General features: G+C 67.6%; 19 protein-coding genes. 4 read left to right on the top strand and 15 right to left on the bottom strand.

Annotated features, from left to right (window positions below; all coding sequences use genetic code 11):
• Positions 1 to 2 precede the first annotated feature (2 nt).
• Positions 3 to 467, bottom strand: a complete 465-nt coding sequence (locus AC1RCS_RS02470; protein WP_218297248.1) for an Lrp/AsnC family transcriptional regulator — start codon at positions 465 to 467, stop codon at positions 3 to 5.
• 97 nt (positions 468 to 564) lie between these two features.
• Here AC1RCS_RS02470 and AC1RCS_RS02475 point away from each other — a divergent pair, with 97 nt between their 5' ends.
• Positions 565 to 1,512, top strand: a complete 948-nt coding sequence (locus AC1RCS_RS02475; RefSeq protein WP_492245645.1) for an EamA family transporter — start codon at positions 565 to 567, stop codon at positions 1,510 to 1,512.
• A gap of 851 nt (positions 1,513 to 2,363) precedes the next feature.
• Here the strand turns inward: AC1RCS_RS02475 and AC1RCS_RS02480 are convergent.
• The 6 genes from AC1RCS_RS02480 to AC1RCS_RS02505 are packed head-to-tail and all read right to left on the bottom strand — an operon-like array spanning position 2,364 to position 9,349.
• Entirely contained in the window at positions 2,364 to 2,768 is a 405-nt protein-coding gene (locus tag AC1RCS_RS02480) for a RidA family protein (protein WP_492246287.1), read from the bottom strand.
• On the bottom strand, positions 2,765 to 4,429 hold the full coding sequence (locus AC1RCS_RS02485) for an AMP-binding protein (RefSeq protein ID WP_218297245.1): 1,665 nt from the start codon (positions 4,427 to 4,429) through the stop codon (positions 2,765 to 2,767). The genes AC1RCS_RS02480 and AC1RCS_RS02485 overlap by 4 nt, the downstream gene beginning before the upstream one ends.
• Before the next feature lie 4 nt (positions 4,430 to 4,433).
• Positions 4,434 to 5,639, bottom strand: coding sequence for an acyl-CoA dehydrogenase family protein (locus AC1RCS_RS02490; RefSeq protein ID WP_492246288.1), 1,206 nt, complete (start codon positions 5,637 to 5,639; stop codon positions 4,434 to 4,436).
• Between the two features lie 4 nt (positions 5,640 to 5,643).
• On the bottom strand, positions 5,644 to 6,498 hold the full coding sequence (locus AC1RCS_RS02495) for an enoyl-CoA hydratase family protein (protein ID WP_492246289.1): 855 nt from the start codon (positions 6,496 to 6,498) through the stop codon (positions 5,644 to 5,646).
• The gene (locus AC1RCS_RS02500; RefSeq protein ID WP_218297242.1) at positions 6,495 to 6,986 is read right to left on the bottom strand and encodes a MarR family winged helix-turn-helix transcriptional regulator; all 492 of its coding nucleotides are present in this window, start codon (positions 6,984 to 6,986) and stop codon (positions 6,495 to 6,497) included. Before AC1RCS_RS02500 ends, AC1RCS_RS02495 begins: the two co-directional genes overlap by 4 nt.
• Before the next feature lie 2 nt (positions 6,987 to 6,988).
• Positions 6,989 to 9,349, bottom strand: a complete 2,361-nt coding sequence (locus tag AC1RCS_RS02505) for a bifunctional salicylyl-CoA 5-hydroxylase/oxidoreductase (RefSeq protein WP_492246290.1) — start codon at positions 9,347 to 9,349, stop codon at positions 6,989 to 6,991.
• A 107-nt stretch (positions 9,350 to 9,456) separates the two neighbouring features.
• On the opposite strand from AC1RCS_RS02505, the gene AC1RCS_RS02510 reads away from it, so the two are divergent.
• The 3 genes from AC1RCS_RS02510 to AC1RCS_RS02520 all read left to right on the top strand — a co-directional run bounded on the left by AC1RCS_RS02510 (position 9,457) and on the right by AC1RCS_RS02520 (position 11,652).
• Positions 9,457 to 10,725, top strand: a complete 1,269-nt coding sequence (locus AC1RCS_RS02510; protein WP_492246291.1) for a class I SAM-dependent methyltransferase — start codon at positions 9,457 to 9,459, stop codon at positions 10,723 to 10,725.
• A gap of 86 nt (positions 10,726 to 10,811) precedes the next feature.
• The gene (locus AC1RCS_RS02515) at positions 10,812 to 11,129 is read left to right on the top strand and encodes a DUF1840 domain-containing protein (protein WP_218297239.1); all 318 of its coding nucleotides are present in this window, start codon (positions 10,812 to 10,814) and stop codon (positions 11,127 to 11,129) included.
• A gap of 133 nt (positions 11,130 to 11,262) precedes the next feature.
• Positions 11,263 to 11,652, top strand: a complete 390-nt coding sequence (locus AC1RCS_RS02520) for a nuclear transport factor 2 family protein (protein WP_492246292.1) — start codon at positions 11,263 to 11,265, stop codon at positions 11,650 to 11,652.
• A gap of 48 nt (positions 11,653 to 11,700) precedes the next feature.
• Here the strand turns inward: AC1RCS_RS02520 and AC1RCS_RS02525 are convergent, their stop codons facing one another.
• The 8 genes from AC1RCS_RS02525 to AC1RCS_RS02560 form a co-directional block, all read right to left on the bottom strand.
• Positions 11,701 to 12,693 (bottom strand): Bug family tripartite tricarboxylate transporter substrate binding protein, encoded by a 993-nt coding sequence (locus AC1RCS_RS02525; protein WP_218297390.1) that lies wholly within the window; start codon positions 12,691 to 12,693, stop codon positions 11,701 to 11,703.
• A 381-nt stretch (positions 12,694 to 13,074) separates the two neighbouring features.
• Entirely contained in the window at positions 13,075 to 14,064 is a 990-nt protein-coding gene (locus AC1RCS_RS02530) for a tripartite tricarboxylate transporter substrate-binding protein (RefSeq protein ID WP_218297238.1), read from the bottom strand.
• 389 nt (positions 14,065 to 14,453) lie between these two features.
• Positions 14,454 to 15,701, bottom strand: coding sequence for a phenylacetate--CoA ligase family protein (locus AC1RCS_RS02535; protein ID WP_492246293.1), 1,248 nt, complete (start codon positions 15,699 to 15,701; stop codon positions 14,454 to 14,456).
• Positions 15,702 to 15,908: 207 nt separating this feature from the next.
• A complete protein-coding gene (locus tag AC1RCS_RS02540; RefSeq protein ID WP_218297236.1) occupies positions 15,909 to 16,721 on the bottom strand; it encodes an ABC transporter ATP-binding protein in 813 nt (270 codons plus the stop codon).
• 226 nt (positions 16,722 to 16,947) lie between these two features.
• The gene (locus AC1RCS_RS02545) at positions 16,948 to 18,276 is read right to left on the bottom strand and encodes an ABC transporter substrate-binding protein (RefSeq protein WP_218297235.1); all 1,329 of its coding nucleotides are present in this window, start codon (positions 18,274 to 18,276) and stop codon (positions 16,948 to 16,950) included.
• 187 nt (positions 18,277 to 18,463) lie between these two features.
• A complete protein-coding gene (locus tag AC1RCS_RS02550; RefSeq protein WP_218297234.1) occupies positions 18,464 to 19,540 on the bottom strand; it encodes a branched-chain amino acid ABC transporter permease in 1,077 nt (358 codons plus the stop codon).
• Positions 19,541 to 19,568: 28 nt separating this feature from the next.
• Entirely contained in the window at positions 19,569 to 20,498 is a 930-nt protein-coding gene (locus AC1RCS_RS02555) for a branched-chain amino acid ABC transporter permease (protein WP_218297233.1), read from the bottom strand.
• Positions 20,499 to 20,516: 18 nt separating this feature from the next.
• A complete protein-coding gene (locus tag AC1RCS_RS02560) occupies positions 20,517 to 21,302 on the bottom strand; it encodes an ABC transporter ATP-binding protein (protein ID WP_055400027.1) in 786 nt (261 codons plus the stop codon).
• Positions 21,303 to 21,322: the final 20 nt, after the last annotated feature.

Here is a 21,322-nt window from a genome sequence, read left to right on the forward strand (position 1 = left end):
CGTCAGGGCGAGGCCTTGCCGCTGCCCATCCACCCCAGGTCCAGCGGCCGGTCCTCGAACTCGGTGTTGAGCACCACGGTGCTGGTGGTGCGCGCCACCCCCGCGATGGCCTTGATTTCGTAGATCACGTCTTCCAGCGCGCGCGCGTGGGTGGTGCGCACCTTGGCCAGAAAGTCGTACTCGCCCGCCACGCTGTGCAGTTCTTCCACCTGCGGCATCGCGCGCAGGCGCGGCGCCACGTCGCGGCAGTGGATGCCGCCATCGTTGCGGATGGCCACGAACGCCGTGAAGTTCAGGCCCACGCGCTCGGGGTCCACGCTGATCGAAAAACGGCGGATGACGCCCTTGTCCAGCAGCTTCTTCACCCGTTCGTGCACCGCGGCGGTGGACAGCCCCACCTCGGCGCCCACATCGGCATAAGAACGTCGGCCATCCGCACCCAATGCCGAAATAATTCTGGCGTCCATGTCATCTGTCTGAATATTTGCTTGCATAGCCGCCTGATTTTGGTAAAAATTCCGAAAACCTCGCGGTTTCCATAAATTATTCGGTAAGGTGAAGAATATGCCGGCGATTTTCAATGCGCAAGCCCGCCCACAGCGCACCTGGGCGGTGGCCGTGGCCCTGCTGCTGGTCTATGTGGTGTGGGGCACCACCTATTTCGCCATCGGCATCGCGCTGCAGACCATGCCGCCGCTGTTCATGAGCGCCATCCGTTTTCTGTGCGCGGGCGGCGTGATGCTGCTGGTGGCCCTGTGGCAAGGGCATGCGCTGCCCACGGCCGCGCAGTGGCGCAATTCGGCCATCGTCGGCGCCCTCATGGTCTTCCTCGCGATGAACCTCGTGGGCTTTGCGCAGAAGCTGGGCATCGGCTCAGGCCTCATGGCCACCGTGGTCACCACCATGCCCATGTGGCTGGCGCTGTGGACGCACTGGGGCGGCGAACGCGTGCCGGCCACCAGCTGGATCGGCCTGGCGCTGGGCGTGGTGGGCGCACTGCTGCTGGCGATGGAGGGCGACTTTTCCGCCACCTGGTTGGGGGCCGTGCTGGCCTTTGGCGCGCCGCTGTGCTGGAGCGTGGGCTCGTACGCATCGCGCAAGCTGTCGCTGCCCGCGCCGGCCATGGCGGCTGCGGCGCAGTGGCTGGTGGGCGGCGCGATGGGACTGGTGGCCGCGTTGTGCTTCGAGCCCGTGAGCGCGCTGGGGCATGTGAGCGCCCGGTCGTGGGCGGCGTGGGTGTACCTGCTGGTCTTTGGCACGCTGGTGGCGCTCAATGCATACCTGTGGCTGCTGCAGAACACGTCGGCCGCGCTGGCGGGGAGCTATTCGTTCGTGAATCCGGCGGTGGCGTTGCTGGTGGGGGTGGCGCTGGGGGGTGAGTTGCTGACGGGGTGGGTGTTTGCGGCGTTGCCTTTGATTGGGGCGGCGCTGGTGTTGATTTTGTATGGCAAGGCGTTGCAGGGGTGGTGGGTGGCGCGGAGGGCGTCGTGGGTGGGGTATCGGGCTGGATAGCTGGCTGGGTAGTGGGGTTGGTTGTTGCCTGTTGGTTTGTAGTTGGTGGTGTGCCTCGGTTGAGCGCGGAGGCCGGGGTGTGCGCCCGGCGGCGCAGTGACTTTCTTTTGCTTCGCCAAAAGAAAGTCACCAAAGAAAAGGCGACCCTGCTGTCTGCGACCCCTTCGCTGCGCTGCGGGGCAACCTGGGGTGCTCGGTCACGGGGTGCACCGCAGAACTCGCTGCGCGCCTGCAGCGCTCCGCTCGGACAACTGCGGTGAGTCAGTTCACGAAGCATGTGTGTCCTTCGGCACACATGCCACCCCGCGCCCTGCGCGCCCCAGGCGCATCCAGAAGGGAACCCACGAATCGGACATCCCTTCGGGCCATCGCTGCGCTCGGCCCCATCTCGCGGGCGCAAGCGCCACGCGCTGCGCAGGCGTGGCCAAGCGCAGCGATGGCCCGTATGGCTGTTTGGCTGTTCGCTCCCCACCCCCATCTGGCTGCGCCTGCGGCGGGGCGGTTGCGGGGTGAGCATGGGCGTCGCAGCGCCCATGCCTCGTGCTCTGACTCGCCGTGGTTGTCCGAGCGGCGCGCGCCAGCGCACAGCGAGTTCCACGGCGCACCCCGCAACCGCACCGACGCAGGTTTGCCCCTTCGCAACGCGAAGGGGTCGCAGACTGTGGGTCGCCTTTCTTTTGGGTACTTTTCTTTGGCGAAGCAAAGAACAAGTACCTCGCCCGCCGGGGCGACATCCCGGCCTCCGCCCTTCACTCAGGCACGGCGTGAACTATAAGAACAATAGCTAACAGCCATTGAAGGACAGGCGCAAACCGATGATTTGCCTTCCAATCCCGTTGCAAAGATATCGCTCACCCGGCATCCGGCACCACCGCCGTCGCCTCGATCTCCACCTTCGCCCGCTCCTCCATCAACCCCGCCACCTGCACACACGCCATCGCCGGAAAATTTTTCCCCAGCACCTCGCGGTACACCGCGCCCAGCTCCTTCAACCGTGCGTTGTATTCCGTGCGGTCCACCACGTACCAGGTCAGCCGCACCAGGTGCTCGGGCCCCGCGCCGCCGGCCTCCAGCACCGCACGCACGTTCAGCAGCGTCTGCCGGGTCTGGTCGATGAAATCATCGCTCTCGAACTGCTGCTGCGCATTCCAGCCGATCTGGCCGCCGGTGAAGACCATCGTGCCGCGCGCGGCCACGCCGTTGGCGTAGCCCTTGGGGGTCACCCAGCCTTCGGGTTGCAAAAGGGTGTTCTTCATGGTGTCTTGGTCGAGGAGGGTGTGGTGGTCGTGGCGGCGACGGCGCCCTGGCGCAGCTTGAAGCGCTGCAGCTTGCCGGTCTCGGTGCGGGGCAGGGCCGTGACGAACTCCACCACGCGCGGGTACTTGAACGGGGCGATGGTGGCTTTCACATGGTCCTGCAGCGTCTTGACCATGGCCGCGTCGCCCGTGTGGCCGGGTTTGAGCACGCAGATGGCCTTGACCACCATGCCGCGCTCCTCGTCGGGCACGCCGATCACGCCGCACTCGGCCACGGCGGGGTGGCGCAGCAGGGCGTCTTCCACCTCGGGGCCGCCCACGTTGTAGCCGGCGGTGATGATCATGTCGTCGTCGCGCGCCTGGTAGAAGAAGTAGCCGTCGGCGTCCTGCGTGAACGCGTCGCCGGGATAGTTCCAGCCGTCCTTCACGTACTTGGCCTGGCGCGGGTCGTCGAGGTACTTGCAGCCCGTGGGGCCGATGACGGCGAGCTTGCCCACGGTGCCCCGTGGCACCTCATGGCCATCGTCGTCCACCACCTTGGCGGTGTAGCCGGGCACGACCTTGCCAATGGCGCCGGGGCGCGTTTCGCCGCCCGCCGACGATACAAAGATGTGGAACATCTCGGTGGCGCCGATGCCGTCCGTCATGTCGATGCCGGTGGCGTTCTTCCACAGCTGGCGCGTGGCGTCGGGCAGGCCCTCGCCGGCGCTCACGCAGATGCGCAGCTGGGGCAGGCCGATCTGTTGGGCGAACGGCGCCATCTGCCGGTAGAAGGTGGGCGCGGTGTAGCAGATGGTGACGCCCGCGTCGCGCATCAGCGTCACCATGGTCTGGGGCGTGTAGGGCTGGTCCGGGAAGTACACGCTGGCCCCCGCCCACATCGGGAACACGAGCAGGCCGCCCAGGCCGAAGGTGAAGGCCAGCGGCGGCGATCCGGCCACGATGTCGTCGGGCGTGGCGCGCAGCACGTGGCGCGGCCAGGCCTCGCAGGCGGCCAGCACATCGCGGTGGGTGTGCACGGCGGCCTTGGGCGCGCCCGTGGTGCCGGAGGTGAAGGCCATGAGCGCGATGTCGTCCGCCGCCGTGGGGCAGTGCGGTGTGGTGCCCGGTTTGTCCTGGGCGCGCTGGATGAGGTCGGCCGCGTCGGGCGCGGTGTGGAAGGGCACGATGGTGGCGAGCACCGGGTGCTGCGCCTGCGCCGCCTGCAGCTCGGCCAGCAGGCGGCCGTCGCACAGCGCCAGCGTGGGCTGGGCGCGCTCGATGATGCTGGCCAGTTCGCCCGCGCGCAGCAGCGGCATGGTGGCCACCGCCACCAGCCCGGCGTAGACGGTGCCCAGCCAGGCCAGTGCCATCTCCACCGTGTTGCCGCCGCGCAGCAGCACGCGGTTGCCGGGCACGAGGCCGTGGTCCTGCGTGAGCACCTCGGCGATGCGCGCGGCTTCGGTCCAGGCGTCGCGGTAGGTATACGTGCGGTGCGGGCCGCGCAGCAGGGGCCGGTCGATGTGGCCCGCGCGCTCGGCCTGATCGAACAGGGCGTGCACGAGATTGACCTGCTCGGGGATCTGCTGCTCCGGCAGGTCGTAGCGCAGCGTGGGCCAGGCCCCGGGCGGGGGCAGGCGGTCGTGCACGAAATGGTCGGGCTGGGCGGATGCGGCTTTCATGGGATCACTCCTGCAGGACGGCCTTGCCGATGATGAGTTGCTGCACTTCGGTGGCGCCTTCGTAGATGCGCAGCGAGCGGATGTCGCGGTACAGCGATTCGACCTTGCTGCCCACTTCCACTCCGCGCCCGCCGTGCAGTTGCAGCGCCATGTCGATGACGCGCTGGGCGTTTTCGGTGGCGGTCATCTTGGCCATCGCCGCCTCGGCCGTCACCCGTGCCTGGCCGGTGTCCCGCAGCCAGGCGGCGCGGTAGGTGAGCAGCGCGGCGCTGTCCACCAGCGCGGCCATCTCGCCGATCCTGGCCTGCGTGAGCTGGAAGTCCGCCAGCGTCTGGCCGAACATGCGGCGCTGGCGCGCGTGGTGCACGGCCTCGGCCAGCGCGCGGCGCGCCATGCCCAGCGCGGCGGCGGCCACCGACGCGCGAAAGATGTCGAGCGTGCGCATGGCCAGCTTGAAGCCGCCGTGCAGTTCGCCGAGCAGGGCAGTGGCGGGCACGGTGCAGTTGTCGAACTGCAGCGTGGCCAGCGGGTGCGGCGCCATCACGTGGATGTGGCGCGAGGCGTCGAGCCCGGGCGTGTCCGCATCGACGATGAAGGCGCTGATGCCGCGCGTGCCGCCGGCGGGGTCGGTCTTGGCGAACACGCAGTAGAAGTCTGCAATGCCGCCGTTGCTGATCCAGGTCTTGGTGCCGGTGAGGGAATATGAGTCTTTTTGGCCGCTAGCGCTTGATGGATAAGCGCTGGTAGCTACTGTTTGCATAGCGCCCACGTCGGACCCTGCCTCGGGCTCGCTGAGCGCGAACGCCGCGATCAGCTCGCCGCGCGCCACGCCCTGCAGGTAGTGCGCCTGCTGCGCCGGGCTGCCGGCCAGGGTGATGGCGCCGCTGCCCAGGCCCTGCATGGCGAACGCAAAGTCCGCCAGCGGCGAGTGGTAGGCCAGCGTCTCGCGCAGCAGCACCAGCGCGCGCGAGTCGAGCGCGGGCAGCGCGCCGCCCTGTGCGGCGGGCACGCAGTAGCGCAGCCAGCCGTCCGCGCCCAGGCGCCGCACCCAGTCGCGGCAGGCGGCGCGGTCGTCGGTCTCATCGACCTGCTGGGCGGCGGCCCAGGGCACCAGGCCCTCGGCCAGCGCGCGGTGGGCGTCGTCGAAGAAGGGCAGGGCCAGGTGCGCCGTCGAGGGCGGGCGGGGGGCCGGGGGGGTGGCGACGTGCATGGGCTCAATCTCCCTGGAACACAGGTTTCTGCCTGGCGGCAAACGCCTCGTAGGCGCGTCGGAAATCTTCGGTCTGCATGCAGATGGCCTGGGCCTGCGCCTCGGCCTCGATGGCCTGCTCGATGGTCATGCTCCACTCCTGGCTGAGCATGGTCTTGGTCATGCCATGGGCGAAGGTGGGGCCGCCCGCCAGCGTGCGCGCGGTGGCCTGCACGTTGGCCAGCAGGTCGGCGCTTTCATACAGGTCGTTGAAGAAGCCCCAGGCCAGACCCTCGTGCGCCGTCATCGCGCGGCCGGTGAACAGCAGCTCGCTGGCGCGGCCCTGGCCGATCATGCGGGGCAGCAGCGCGCAGGCGCCCATGTCGGCACCGGCCAGGCCCACGCGGGTGAACAGGAACGCAGTCTTGGTGGCCTCGGTGCCGTAGCGCATGTCGCAGGCCAGCGCCATCATCGCGCCCGCACCGGCGCAGATGCCGTCGATGGCGCCCAGCACGGGCTGCGGGCAGGCGCGCAGGGCCTTGACCAGGTCGCCCGTCATGCGCGTGAACTCCAGCAGCTCGGGCATGGTCATGGTGGTGAGCGGGCCGATGATCTCGTGCACGTCGCCGCCCGAGCAGAAGTTGCCACCCGCGCCGGTGACGACGATGGCCTTCACGTCGGTGGCAAACCGCAGCGCGTAGAAAAAATCGCGCAGCTCCGAGTAGCTCTGGAAGGTGAGCGGGTTCTTACGGTCCGGCCGGTTGAGCGTGACAGTGCCCACGCCAGCATCGAAGCTCCACGCGAAATGCTCGGCCACGTAGCTGGCCTGGGGGTTGAACTGCTCGCGCATGGGGTTGCTTGCGCCGATGAAATGCTTCATTCCGTGGTCTCCAAAGAGTTGTTCTGGGTGTGTTCCTTGACCTTGCCCAGCAGGCGGTGCAGGGTGCTGATGTCGCGCTCGCCCAGCGTGGCGAAGGCCTCCACGATCCATTGCTCGTGCTGGCGCGCCATGTCGATGAACTGCTGGCGGCCCTGCGGCGTGAGGCGCACGAGGTACGCGCGGCGGTCGCCTTCCACGTCCATGCGCTCCACCAGCCCTTCGGCCACGAGCTGGTCGGTGATGCCGGTGATGTTGCCGCTGGTCACCATCATGCGGCGCGAGAGGTCCTTCATCTTCATGCCCTCGGGCGCGCGTTCCAGCTGCGCCATCAGGTCAAAGCGCGGCAGCGTGGTGTCGAACTGCGCGCGCAGGTGGCTGCGCACCTGTTTTTCGATGAGCTGGGTGCAGGTGAGCATGCGCAGCCACAGGCGCAGGGCCTCGGGGTGCTCGCTGGGGGCGGCGTCGTGCAGGCGGGCTTCAAGGTCCATGGCTAGCCTTCTTCCTCGGGTGCTCTGCTTTTGGTAGCTGCCTGCGCTTGATTGGCAAGCGCTGCAAGCTGTTTTTGCTTGGAAATCTCGCGCAGCATCTGGTCGCGGCCGCTGGCGTACTGCACGGGCCAGTCGGTGTGCGCGGCGGCCACGGGGCTCAGCTGCGCGGCCGCGTGCAGCGTCCAGGCCGGGTCGGCCAGGTGCGGGCGGGCAATGGCGCACAGGTCCGCACGGCCTGCGGCAATGATGCTGTTGGCGTGGTCGGCCTCGGTGATCGCGCCCACGGCCATGGTGGCGATGCCCACCTCGTTGCGGATGCGGTCGGCGAACGGGGTCTGGTACATGCGGCCGTACACCGGCCTGGCGGCGCGCGTGGTCTGGCCGGACGACACGTCGATCAGGTCGGCGCCGGCCGCCTGGAACAGGCGCGCGATCTCCACCGCGTCGTCCGGCGTGGTGCCGCCCGGCGCCCAGTCGTGGGCCGAGATGCGCACGCTCATGGGTTTGTCGGCCGGCCACACGGCGCGCACGGCGGCGAACACTTCGAGCGGGTAGCGGCAGCGGCCCTGCAGGCTACCGCCGTACTCATCCGTGCGCTGGTTGGTGATGGGGCTGATGAAGCTGGCCAGCAGGTAGCCGTGCGCGCAGTGCAGCTCCAGCCAGTCGAAGCCGCAGGCCAGCGCGCGCCGTGCGCTGTCCGTGAACGCGGCGGTCATCCGGTCCATGTCGGCGCGGGTCATGGCGGCGGGCGCCTGGTTCTGCTCGCCGTAGGCCAGCGCGCTGGCCGCCAGCAGCGGCCAGTTGCCGTGGGGCAGCGGCTCGTCCGTGCCCTCCCAGCCCACGCGCGTGGAGCCCTTGGGGCCACTGTGGCCCAGCTGCAGGCCGATCTTGGCGGTGCTGCTGCCGTGCACGAAGTGCACGATGCGCGTGAACGCGGCCTGCTGCGCGTCGTTCCACAGCCCGGTGCAGGCGGGGGTGATGCGGCCCTCGGGCGTGGGGCTGGTCATCTCCACCATCACCAGCGCCGCGCCGCCGAGTGCGCGCGCGCCCAGGTGCACCAGGTGGAAGTCCTGCGGCACGCCATCGACCGCGCTGTAGGTGGCCATGGGCGAGACGACGATGCGGTTCTTGAGCGTGAGGCCGTTGAGCGTGAACGGTGTGAGCATGGGGGGAATAGCAGCTTTGCCGCCTGCCAACCACGCCTCGTAGCCCTCCAGCCATGCTGCATCGCGCAGCCGCAGGTTCTCGTGGCTGATGCGCTGGCTGCGCGTGAGGAGCGAGTACGCGAACTGCTCCACCTCCATGCCGGCGTAGCGGCCCACGTTCTCGAACCACTCGGTGGAGTTGCGCGCGGCGTTCTGGATCTTGAGCACCTCGACGCTGCGGCGGGCCTCGTAGTGGGTGAGCACCTCATCGATAGGCAGGCCCGTCGAAAATTCGTTCGCCAGGTCAATCGCGTCTTCCAGCGCGAGCTTGGTGCCGCTGCCGATGGAGAAATGCGCGGTGTGCGCCGCGTCGCCCATCAGCACGATGGGCACGCGCTTGCCGCCGATGGTCTCGCGGTGCACCCAGGTGTTGCAGATCACGCGCGGAAAGCGGATCCAGTTGGCCGAGCCGCGCAGGTGCGTAGCGTTGCTGATGAGCGCGTTGCCGTCCAGGTATTTGGCAAACAGCTTCTCGCAGAATGCAATCGCCTCGGGCTGCTCCATCTGGTCCAGGCCGTGGGCCTTCCACACGGCCTCGGGCGTCTCGATGATGAAGGTGGAGGTGTCGGCGTCGAACTGGTAGGCGTGCGCCTGGAACCAGCCGTGCTCGGTCTGCTCGAAAGCAAACGTAAAAGCATCGAGTTTTTTGTGAGTGCCCAGCCAGACGAAACGGCATTCGCGCAGGTCGATGTCGGGCTGGTAGGTGGTGGCGTAGCGCGTGCGGATGCGGCTGTTGAGGCCGTCGCTGGCGATCACCAGGTCGGCCTGGTACTGGGCGGCCAGCGCCTGGTCGTCGGCCACGTCGGTCTCGAACACCAGCTCCACGCCGACCGCGAGGCAGCGGTCCTGCAGGATGTTGAGCAGCCGCTTGCGCCCGATGCCGCAAAAGCCGTGGCCCGAGGAGCGCACGCTGCGGCCCTTGAAGAACACCTTGATGTCGTCCCAGTGGTTGAACGCATCGCCGATCAGCGCGGCCGTCGGCCCGTCGGCCGCGCGCAGGTTCTCGAGCGTCTGGTCCGACAGCACCACGCCCCAGCCAAAGGTGTCGAACGGCCGGTTGCGCTCGACCACCGTGACCCGGTGGGCAGGGTTTTGCTGCTTCATGAGCAGTGCGAAATAGAGGCCTGCGGGCCCGCCGCCAATGCAGAGGATGTTCATGTGAAAATAGTTTAGACCTAAACAAAATACTGTCAATGGGGCCTTCCCGGCGGGGGCGTGCGGGGGAGGTGTTGACGCAGTGCAGCACCCATTCAAAAATAGGCGGCATGAAGCACTTGCTGCACACCCTGGAGGGGCGGCTGGCTGCGTTGCCAGTGCCCATGGCCGTCCAGCTGCCCGCCGGGCAGCAGCTGGGCGCGTCCGAGCCCGCCGTCACGCTGCGGTTTCGCGACCGCATGGCGCTGGTGGCCCTGGCGATGGGCGAGATCGGCAACGTGGGCGCGGCCATCGTCGAGGGCCGCGTGGCGCTGGAGGGCGGCATGCGCGACCTGATGGCCGCCGCGGCAGGCCTGCTCACCCGCGACCCGGCCCGCGAGCAGCACAGCGGCTGGTGGCGCCGGGTGCTGGCGCGGGCACGGTCCATGGCGGCGCACACGGTGGCCCGCGATGCCCGCCAGGTGCAGTTCCACTATGACCTCTCGGACGACTTCTACGCGCTCTGGCTCGACCCGCGGCGCGTCTATTCGTGCGCCTATTTCCGGGATGCGGGCATGTCGCTGGCCCAGGCCCAGGAGGCCAAGCTGGACCACATCTGCCGCAAGCTGCGCCTGGCGCCCGGCGAGCGGTTCCTGGACATCGGCGCCGGCTGGGGCGGCCTGCTGCTGTGGGCCGCGGAGCACTACGGCGTGGATGCCACGGGCATCACGCTGTCGCGCAACCAGCACGCGCATGTGCAGCAGCTCATCGAGGCGCGGGGGCTGCAGGGCCGTGTGCGGATGCAGCTGTGCGACTACCGCGAGCTGCAGGCGGACCGGCCCTTCGACAAGGTGGCGTCCGTGGGCATGTTCGAGCATGTGGGCCGCGCGCAGATGGAGCGCTACTTCGCCACCGTGGCCCGGCTGCTGCGCCCGGGGGGCCTGCTGATGAACCACGGCATCACGGCGGGCGCGGTGGACAACGCGCAGCTCGGCGCGGGCATGGGCGACTTCATCGAGCAGTACATCTTCCCCGGGGGGGAGCTGATCCACGTGAGCGCCGTGCTGCACGACATGGCCCGGGCGGGCCTGGAAATGGTGGACACCGAGAACCTGCGCCCCCACTACGCGCGCACCCTGTGGGCGTGGTCCGACGGGCTGGAGGCCCGCCTGCCCGCGGCGCGCGAGCTGCTGGCCGCGCAGTCCGGCGCCGAGCAGGGCGACAAGGTGCTGCGTGCCTACCGCCTGTACCTGGCGGGCAGCGCGCTGGGGTTCGAGCGCGGCTGGATGGCGCTGCACCAGATGCTGGCCACGAAGCCCGACGGCCAGATGGCGGCCGGGGCCCTGGCCGGCGCACAATCGGACTATCCGTTCACGCGCGACTACATGTACAACCGCTGAACCGGAGCGGCCCGCAAACGCCTGTCCACCATCGCCGTGCCGGGTTTGCCGGCCGCTTCAAGCCCTACCGAGGAATACGTTTCACCATGCTCTACAAATTCAAGTCCCGCGCTGCCGCCGATCTGATCATGCTGGAGCCGCAAGGGCGGCAGATCGTGACCATCATGGGCAAGACACCCGGTGCGAGCGGCATCGTGACGGCGGCGCAGATCCCGGGCGCCATCGCGGCGCTCGAGGCCGCCGTGGCGGCGGAGGAAACGCTGCCCCCGCCCGAGGACGCCAGCGACGATGCCGTGGCCGAGGAGCGCGCCGACACGGTGCGCCTGCGCCAGCGGGTGGCGCCGTTCATCGAGATGCTCAAGCGCAGCGCGGCGGCGGACGTGGACGTGGTCTGGGGCGTGTAGCACCGCATGAATGGCGGCGTGGCCGCGCGGGAGTGGCGGCGCGCCAGAGCGGGCTCCCGCTGTCCGCCCTGCCGGGCCCCTGTGCGGGCCGGGTGCCATGCCCTCCTGCGCTTTCCTTGTTTCACCATCCATCATGATCCACGACCCTTCGCCGCCGGCCGTCTTGCAGGCGCAACTCGATGCCTACAACGCCAGGGACATCGAGGCCCTGCTGGCCACCTACGCCGCCGATGCGCAGCAGCATGTGCTCCATGGAGAACGGCTCGCGCACGGGCATGCTGAAATGCGGCCGCGCTTTCTGGCGCGTTTTGCCGAGCCCGACCTGCATGCGCGGCTGCTGTCGCGCACGGTGATGGGCGGCGTGGTGGTGGACCTCGAACTGATCACGCGCAATTTCCCGGAGGGGCTGGGCACCCTGGAGATGCTCTGCGTCTACGAGGTGGCCCAGGGGCGGATCCAGCGGGCCTCGTTCGCCCAGGGCGAGAAGCGCTTGCTGGCCGCGCCCCCCTCGGCGCCACCGTGACTTGACCGACAGGCGGCTGCGCCGGGGGCCTGCCGCCGGCGTGGCGGGTCAGTCGACCTTCGCTCCCGAGGTCTTCACCACCTGCGCCCACTTCTTGTGCTCGCTGTCGATGTGCCTGGCGAAGTCCGCCGGCGTGTTGCCGCCCGGGATCGCGCCCTGCGCCACGAGCCGTTCCTTCATCGCGGGCGTGGCCAGCGACCTGGCGACTTCCTGCTGGATGCGGTGGACGATGTCGGGGGGCGTGCCCGCGGGAGCCAGCAGGCCGAACCAGGAACTGGCCTCGTAGCCCTTGAGCGCGGGGCCGCCCGCCTGCTCCACCGTGGGCACGTCGGGCAGCGCGCTGGAGCGCTCCGAGCTTGTCACGGCCAGCGCGGTGAGCTTGCCCGCCTTGATCTGCGCCATGGACGAAGGCAGGTTGTCGAACATCACGTCCGCATTGCCCGCCACCATGTCCATGAGGGCCGGGCCCGAGCCGCGGTAGGGCAGGTGCAGCATGAAGGTGCCCGTCATGCTCTTGAACAGCTCGCCCGCCAGGTGGATGGACGTGCCGTTGCCGCTGGAGGCCATGTTCATCTTGCCGGGGCTGGCCTTGGCCACGCGGATGAAGTCCTGCACGTTGTGGATGCCCTGGGCCTTGGCCTTGTCGGCATTCATCACCATCACGTTGGGCACGGCGGCCACCAGGGTGATGGGCACGAAGTCCTTGATGGGGTCGTACGGCAGCTTGGCGTACAGCGCGCGGTTGATGCCGTGCGTGCCCACGGTGCCCATGAGCAGGGTGTAGCCGTCGCCGGGGGATTTCGCCACGATCTCGGCGCCCACGTTGCCGCCCGCGCCCGCGCGGTTGTCCACGATGAACTGCTGGCCGAACGCGCGCGAGAGTTCGGGGGCCATCGCGCGGGCCAGGATGTCGGTGGTGCCGCCGGGCGCGAAGGGCACGACGATGCGCACGGGCTTGGTGGGCCAGCCCCCCGCGGCGGGCGTGGCCTGGGCGTGGGCGGAGCCCGGCGCGAGCAGGGTGGCGGCCGCCGCGATGGCCATGGCGCCCAGCGCGCTCAGGGTGAATGCGAACGCCAGGGCCTCGCGGCGGCTGCGCGCCGGTGCGCGGGGCTGGGAGGTGCTGCGCGCAAGGTGGTGGTGGTGGTGGGCTTGTCGATGTTGCGCCATGGGCGGGCTTTCGTTGTGAGGGAGGATCTGCCGGCAAGAGAATGCCACGGTGGTCCCCTTTTTACGCGGGCCGGCATGCCGGGGTTCACATGGATTACCCGGAGCGCGGCGGCGTGCGGCGGCCCGTGGCGGCGCGGGCAGGAAAAAAGCCACCAGGCCCCGGGGGGCGTGGTGGCTTGCCTGCTTCCTTCAATCCTTCAAGCAATCCTGAGCACCGCAGCCCGCAGGGTCGCGGGCTGGGGGCGCAGGTGCCGATCAGTCCGCGTAGGAGCCCGCGGCCTTGATGGCGGCGCCGAATTTCTCGGTTTCGGACAGCACGAACTTCTTGTGCTCGGCGGGTTCGACGCGCTTGTCGGTGGCCACCACGGCGCCCAGGCCTTCCTGCTTCTTGATGAACTCAGGGTCCTTCAGGGCCACCTTGAGGGCTTCGTTGATCTTGGTCAGCACCGGTGCGGGCGTGCCCTTGGGCGCGTACAGGCCGTGCCAGATGGTCACGTTGAAGTCCTTCACGCCGGATTCGGCCAGCGTGGGCAGGTCCTTGAGGGCGGGCGTCGTCAGGCGCTTGGAGGTGGTCACGGCGTAGGCCTTGACCTTCTTGGCCTCGATCTGCGAGGTGGTGTTGGTCGTCTGGTCGCACAGCAGGTCGATCTGGCCGCCGATCAGGTCGGTGATGGCGGGCGCGGTGCCCTTGTAGGGCACAGCCGTCATGTCGACCTGCACGGCGCTCTGGAAGATCAGGCCGCACAGGTGCGAGGCCGAGCCCTGGCCTGCATTGCCCAGGTTGATCTTGCCCTTGTTCTGCTGCAGCCAGCCAGCCAGTTCCTTGTAGTTGTTCGCGGGCATCGAGGGACGCGCGATGAGCGTCATGGGCACGTCGTTGATGATGCCCAGGTACTCGAAGTCATTGGCCACGTTGAAGGCCAGCTTGCGGTACATGGTGGGCATGGTGGCCATGCTCACGTGGTTCAGCAGCAGGGTGTAGCCATCGGGTGCGGCCCGCGCCACCTTGGCGGAGCCGATGGTGCTGCCCGCGCCGGCGGAGTTGTCCACCACCACGCTGATGCCGCCCAGGGGCTTGCGGATGGCTTCGGCCAGGTCGCGCGCCACGCGGTCGGTGGGGCCGCCCGCGGCGTAGGGGACCACGATCGTGATCGTCTTGTCCTTGGCGGGGAACTCCTGGGCGCTGGCGCCGAAAGCGGTGGCTGCGGCGGCAGCGATCAGTGCGAGTTTCAGCATCTTTTTCATGGTCTCTCCTGTGAATGACGGGCCATGATAGCGAGGGGGGTTTACGGGAACATTGCGGATATTACGTAGCCCGCCCGGGGCAGGGGCTTTAAGTGAAAAAGGCCTGCAGCGCCCGTTAATAAAGCGCTAAATGCTATAAAAAAAGGAGTATTGATTAGGGTAAACACTGCGGTGACCCGCCGTGCCAAGTGGGCATTTCTTGCGTTGCCGCAAACTGCAGGTGGTCCAGTGACCGGGTGCCTGTCTGTCTGCCTGCACGCTTGCACCGCACCGCTTCAGTCCTCTGCGCTCGATACCGGCGCAGGCCAGGCGGGAGGCGCCGAGCAAGGGCCGCCCCGCAGCGAGGGGGCCGTCCCCTCGGGGGAAGGCGCCGAAGGCGACGCAGGCGGCTACTTGTAACTCCGCGCGTCCTCGATCACCTTGCCGTCGTTGGGCAGGGTGCCCGGGGCCACCATCTGCACATCGCCGCGCAGCTTGGTCACCTCGCGGATGGCGTCGCCCAGCTGGCGCGCCAGGCCCTCGGCGGTTTCGCTGGTCTCCACCTGCAGCACCATCTGGTCGTTGGCCATCTCGCCGCTGACCACCAGCCGCGCGCGCAGCACCTGCGGAAAGCGCCGCGCGATGGTGGCCACCTGGCCGGGGTGCACGAACATGCCGCGCACCTTGGTGGTCTGGTCGGCGCGGCCCATCCAGCCCTTGATGCGGGTGTTGGTCCGGCCCGTGGGGCAGTCGCCGGGCAGCACGGCCGACAGGTCGCCGGTGCCAAAGCGGATCAGCGGGTAGTCGGGGTTGAGCGTGGTGACGACCAGCTCGCCCACCTCGCCCTCGGGCACGGGGTCGCCGGTGCCGGGGCGCACGATCTCCACGATCACGCCTTCATCGAGCACCAGGCCCTCGCGCGCGCTGGTCTCGTAGGCGATCAGCCCCAGGTCGGCCGTGGCGTAGCACTGGTAGCCGCTGATGCCGCGCTCGGCGAACCAGTCGCGCAGCGAGGGGGGGAACGCCTCGCCCGAGACCAGCGCCTTGGTCACGCTGGGCAGCGCGATGCCCATTTCCGCGGCCTTCTCGACAATGATCTTGAGGAAGCTGGGGGTGCCGATGTAGCCCGCTGGCCGCAGTTCGGCCATGGCCTGCACCTGCTGCTCGGTCTGCCCCGTGCCGCCCGGAAACACGGTGCAGCCCAGCGCATGGGCGCCGGTTTCCATCATCGAGCCCGCGGGCACGAAGTGGTAGCTGAAGCTGTTGTGGATCAGCTCGCCGCTGCGAAAACCCACGGCATGGATGGCCCGCGCCATGCGCCAGTAGTCGCGGCGCGTGCCCTCGGGCTCGTAGATGGTGCCGGGGCTGGCGAATACGCGGGTCATGCCGGGGCCAAAGCCCAGCGCGCTGAACCCGCCGAACACGTTGGCGGCGCGGCCCGCCTGCTGGCGCTCCAGCAGCTCGTACTTGCGCGTGACGGGCAGCTGCGCCAGCGCAGCGCGGCTGGTGACGGCGGCGGCATCCACGCCCGCCAGGATGCCGGCAAACGCGGGCGATGCCTTCTGGGCATGGGCGATCTGCCGCGGCAGCGCGGCCATCAGGGCCGCTTCGCGCTCTGCGGGGCTGCGGGTTTCCAGGGCGTCATAGAACGTGCTCATGCCTGGTGTTCCTTGTGAAGTGGTTTGAAGTGAAATTGGCCTCTAGCGCTTGTCCATCAATCGCAATCAGCTATGAATTTGGGAGTGGATTCGTCCGTGGTCTCAGAAAGTGCGCTGCTCCCGTCAGCGCACCCGTGGAACTGGCTTCGCCAGGCCACCGGGTGCGTCCCCCTGAGGGGGAAGGCGCGCAGCGCCTCAGGGGGCACGTCAAGCCAGCCAGCGCTTGCGCCGCTTGTAGCTCTTCACATCCTTGAAGCTCTTGCGCTCGCCACCGCCCACGCCCAGGTAGAACTCCTTGACGTCCTCGTTGCTGGCCAGGTCGCTGGCGGCGCCGTCCATCACCACGCGGCCGCTTTCCATGATGTAGCCGTAGTCCGAGTACTTGAGCGCCATGTTGGTGTTCTGCTCGGCCAGCAGGAAGGTGACCTTTTCCTTGGTGTTCAGGTCCTTGACGATGTTGAACACCTCTTCCACGATCTGCGGTGCCAGGCCCATGGAGGGCTCGTCGAGCAGCACCATGCTGGGGTTGGCCATGAGCGCGCGGCCGATGGCGCACATCTGCTGCTCGCCGCCCGACGTGTACGCCGCCTGCGAGGTGCGGCGCGTCTTCAGGCGCGGAAAGTAGTTGTAGACCTTCTCCAGGTTGGCCGCGATCTCGGCCTTGCTGGTACGGGTGTAGCTGCCCGTCATCAGGTTCTCTTCGATCGTCAGGTGGGCGAAGCAGTGCCGCCCCTCCATCACCTGCACCACGCCGCGCTGCACCAGGTCGGCGGGCGAGAGGTTCTCGATGCGCTCGCCACGCAGCTCGATGCTGCCCTTGGTGACCTCGCCGCGTTCGCCCTTGAGCAAATTGGAGATGGCGCGCAGCGTGGTTGTCTTGCCCGCCCCGTTGCCCCCCAGGATGGCCACGATGCTGCCTTCGCGCACCTGCAGCGAGACGCCCTTGAGCACGAGGATCACGTGGTTGTAGATGACCTCGATGCCGTTGACGTTGAGAACGATGTTGCTGTTGGAGTCCATGGTCTTGCCTTCCTGTGCCAATCCAAAAAGCTGCTGCACAACCCTTTGGATTGGCGGCTGCCAAAGAGGCAACCGCTGTTCACTGGCCCTTGAAACGGTCGCTGCCCAGGCCAGGGCCACCGCGCAAGGGCCGCCCCGCCGCGCTGGTGGCGTCCCCCTTCCCGCAGCGCGAAGCGCTAAGAGAGAAGGGGGAAGGCGCGTCAGCGCCTCAGGGGGATGGTCCGAATCAAGACTGGCAGTCCGCCGCATCCCGGCGCGTCATCTTCTTGTCGGCCAGGTACTTGTCGGCGCCCGCCTTGATCATGGGCTTGAGGATCTGCTCATCGGCCTGGTACCAGTCGGACGAGAAGTTCCACTTGGCGCCATCCCAGGTGTGCACGCGGGCCCAGGTGGAGCCCATGTGGTCGGCGCAGCTCGTGGACAGGGGGCGCATCACGCCGCCAAAGCCCATGGCGTCGAGCTTCTTCTGGTCCAGGGCCAGGTTCTCCATGCCCCAGCGCACCTGCTCGCCGGTCATGACCTTGCCCTTGCCGAAACGCTCCTGCGCGCGGCGCACCGATTCCACGGCCAGCATCTGGATGATCACGCCGCGGGTGTACAGCACCGAGCCCACTTCGTCCTTGGGTCCCGTGCCCTGGCCCTTGTCGTGCACGTTCTTCAGGATGTCCTGGATCACCTTGGGCTGCTGGCCCGAGGTGTTCAAGGCCAGCGCGTTGTAGCCCTTGGCGCCTTCGCCCACGTCACGCACGTCCGGCTCGGCGCCAGCCCACCACACGCCATACATCTTGTCGCGCGGATAGCCGGTGGCCTGGGCTTCCTTGAGGGCGGTGGAGTTCATCACGCCCCAGCCCCACAGCAGCACGTAGTCGGGGCGGCTCTGGCGCACCTGCAGCCAGGTGGCTTTCTGCTCCACGCCGGGCGCGGTCACGGGCAGCATCTGCAGCTCGAAGCCATGCATCTTGGAGCGTTCCTGCAGCAGCGGGATCGGCTCCTTGCCGAACGGGCTGTCGTGGTACACCAGGGCGATCTTCTTGCCCTTGAGCTTGTCCATGCCGCCCGCGGCCTTGCCGATGTGCTGGATCAGGATGTCGGCGCCGGTCCAGTAGCTGCCCATGAAGGGGAAGTTCCACTTGAACGCCTGGCCGTCCTGCGCCACCGACAGGCCGTAGCCCAGCGTCATCAGCGGGATCTTGTCCACGGGGGCCTTCTCGGTCAGCGCGAAAGTGATGCCGGTGGCCTGCGGGTCGAACAGCGACACGCCGGGACGCCCCTTCAGGCGCTCGTAGCACTCCACGCCACGGTCGGTGGCGTAGCCGGTTTCGCATTCTTCAAAGGTGAGCTTCACGCCGTTGATGCCGCCGTCGCGGGCGTTGATCATCTTGATGTAGTCCTGCTTGCCGTTGGCCCATGGCACGCCGTTGGGCGCGTAGGGGCCGGTGCGGTACGACAGCAGCGGGAAGAACTGCTCCTTGGCTTGTGCGAAGGCACTGGTGGTGATGGTCGACGCACCGGCGGCGACCACGGCAGCGGCGATCACGAGTTTCGAAAGCTTCATGGATGTCTCCTTTGGATGAATGTGTTGAAGCACGGGGAAGAAACCGACGGATTCAAGGGCTGCGAGCTTTGCACTGGCATGCACGAGGCCAGCGCCACTGTGGAACTGGCTTTGCCAGGCCACCGGTGGCGTCCCCCTCCCGAAGGAGAGGGGGAAGGCGCGAAGCGACTCAGGGGGTGCATATCAATCAATGCGGGAAGGGCCACAGGCGCAGCTTCTGCTTGGCGGTGGACCACAGCTTGGCCAGGCCATGCGGCTCCACGATCAGGAACCACACGATCAGCGCGCCGAAGATCATCAGCTCGGCGTGCGAGACACCGGCGGTGGACACCTCGATGCCGAACAGGCCCATGAAGGCTGGCAGGAACTGGTTGAGCACGATGGGCAGCACCACGATGAAGGCGGCGCCAAAGAACCCCCCGGAGATGGAGCCCAGGCCGCCGATGATCACCATGAACAGGAGGCGGAACGAGATTTCCACCGAGAAGGCCGCGGGCTCCCACGCGCCCAGGTGCACGAAGGCCCACAGCGCGCCGGCCATGCCCACGATGAAGGAACTCACGGCGAAGGCGCTGAGCTTGGCGTACATGGGGCGGATGCCGATCACGGCCGCCGCCACGTCCATGTCGCGGATGGCCATCCATTCGCGGCCGATGGCGCCACGCACCAGGTTCTTGGCCAGCAGGGCCACGACGACCAGCAGGGCCAGGCAGAACAGGTACTTGCTGGTGGCGCTCTCGATGGGCAGGCCGAAGACCTGCAGGTTGTTCACCGACACCGAGCCCGAGTCCGAGTTGTTGGTGAACCACTTGATGCGCAGGAACATCCAGTCGGAGAAGAACTGCGCGGCCAGGGTGGCCACCGCCAGGTACAGGCCCTTGACGCGCAGGCTGGGCAGCCCGAACAGGATGCCGAAGAACGTGGCGCAGAGGCCGCCCAGGATCAGCGCCGGAATCAGCGGCATGCCCGGAAAGCGCACGAAGAAGTTGTAGGCGCCATAGGCCCCCACCGCCATGAACGCGCCCGAGCCCAGCGAGATCTGGCCGCAGTAGCCCACGAGGATGTTCACCCCCAGGGCCGCCAGCGCCATGATGACGAAGGGAATCAGGATGGCGCGGAAGATGTAGTCGCTGGCCAGCATGGGCACGACCAGGAAGGCGACGGCCAGCAGCAGCGCGATGGCGATGCGGTCCTGCGCGATGGGGAAGATCTGCTGGTCGGCGCGGTAGCTGGTCTTGAACTGGCCGTTTTCGCGGTAGAGCATGGAAGTCTCCTGTTCTTGTTGTTATGGGTTACACGCGGTCGATGATCTTCTCCCCGAACAAACCTTGCGGTCTGAACAGAAGGAACACCAGCGCCAGCACATACGCAAACCAGATCTCGATGCCCCCGCCCACGAACGGGCCCAGGTACACCTCGGACAGCTTCTCGCCCACGCCGATGATCAGCCCGCCGATGATGGCGCCGGGCACGGACGTGAGGCCCCCCAGGATCACCACCGGCAGCGCGCGCAGCGCCACCGTGGTCAGCGAGAACTGCACCCCGAGCTTGCTGCCCCAGATCATCCCGGCCACCAGGGCCACGACGCCGGCCACGCACCATACGATCACCCAGATGCGGTTGAGCGGAATGCCGATGGATTGCGCGGCCTGGTGGTCGTCCGCCACGGCGCGCAGGGCGCGGCCGGTGGACGTCTTCTGGAAGAACACCGACAGCAGCGCCACCAGTGCGGCGGCGATGGCGGCGGCGATCACGTCTTCCTTGTTCACCAGGATGCCGCCCTGGAAGAGGCTGTCCAGCATGAAGATCGGGTCCTTGGGCATGCCCACGTCGATCTTGTAGATGTCGCTGCCAAACAGCGTCTGGCCCAGGCCTTCCATGAAGTAGGTGATGCCCAGCGTGGCCATGAGCAGCGTGGCGCCTTCCTGGTTCACCAGGTGGCGCAGCACCAGCTTCTCGATCAGCCAGGCCACCACGAACATGATGGCGCCCGCGATCACGAAGGCCGCGAGGTTGGCCACGATGGGGCTGCTGATGCCCGTCCACTTGGGAATCCACTCGGCAAAGCGGGCCATGGCCAGCGCGGCGAACAGCACCATCGCGCCCTGCGCGAAGTTGAAGACGCCCGATGCCTTGTAGATCAGCACGAAGCCCAGCGCCACCAGCGAATACAGCATGCCGGCCATGAGGCCGCCGATCAGTGTTTCGAGAAAGAATGCCATTGTTTTTTTCTCCCGCCCTTAGTGGCTCGTGCCCAGATAGGCACTGATCACGTCTTCGTTGTTGCGCACTTCGTCGGGGCTGCCGTCGCCGATCTTCTTGCCGTAGTCGAGCACCACCACCCGGTCGCTGATGTCCATCACCACGCCCATGTCGTGCTCGATGAGCACGATGGTGGTGCCGAACTCGTCGTTCACGTCGAGGATGAAGCGGCACATGTCCTGCTTCTCTTCCACGTTCATGCCGGCCATGGGCTCGTCGAGCAGCAGCACTTGGGGCTCCATGGCCAGGGCCCGGCCCAGGTCCACGCGCTTTTGCAGGCCGTAGGGCAGCTGGCCCACGGGGGTCTTGCGGAAGGCCTGGATTTCCAGGAAGTCGATGATGTGCTCGACGTATTCGCGGTGGCGGATCTCCTCGCGCTCGGCGGGGCCGATGCGCAGCGCCTGCATCAGCAGGTTGCTCTTGATCTTGAGGTTGCGCCCGGTCATGATGTTGTCGATCACGCTCATGCCCTTGAACAGCGCCAGGTTCTGGAACGTGCGCGCCACGCCCATCTCGGCCACCTGGCGCGAGTTCATGTGCGAGAAGGTCTTGCCACGGAAGGTGATGGAGCCGTCCTGCGGCGTGTACACGCCGTTGATGCAGTTGAGCATGGAGCTCTTGCCCGCGCCGTTGGGGCCGATGATGGCGCGGATCTCGTGCTCCTTGACGTTGAACGAGATGTCCGTCAGCGCCTTCACACCGCCAAACCGCAGGCTGATGTTCTTGACGTCGAGGATGACGTCACCGATCTTCTTTTTGGTCATGGATTGAATGCCTGGACTCA

This window comes from Acidovorax sp. GW823-FHT01C06, from assembly GCF_058798375.1.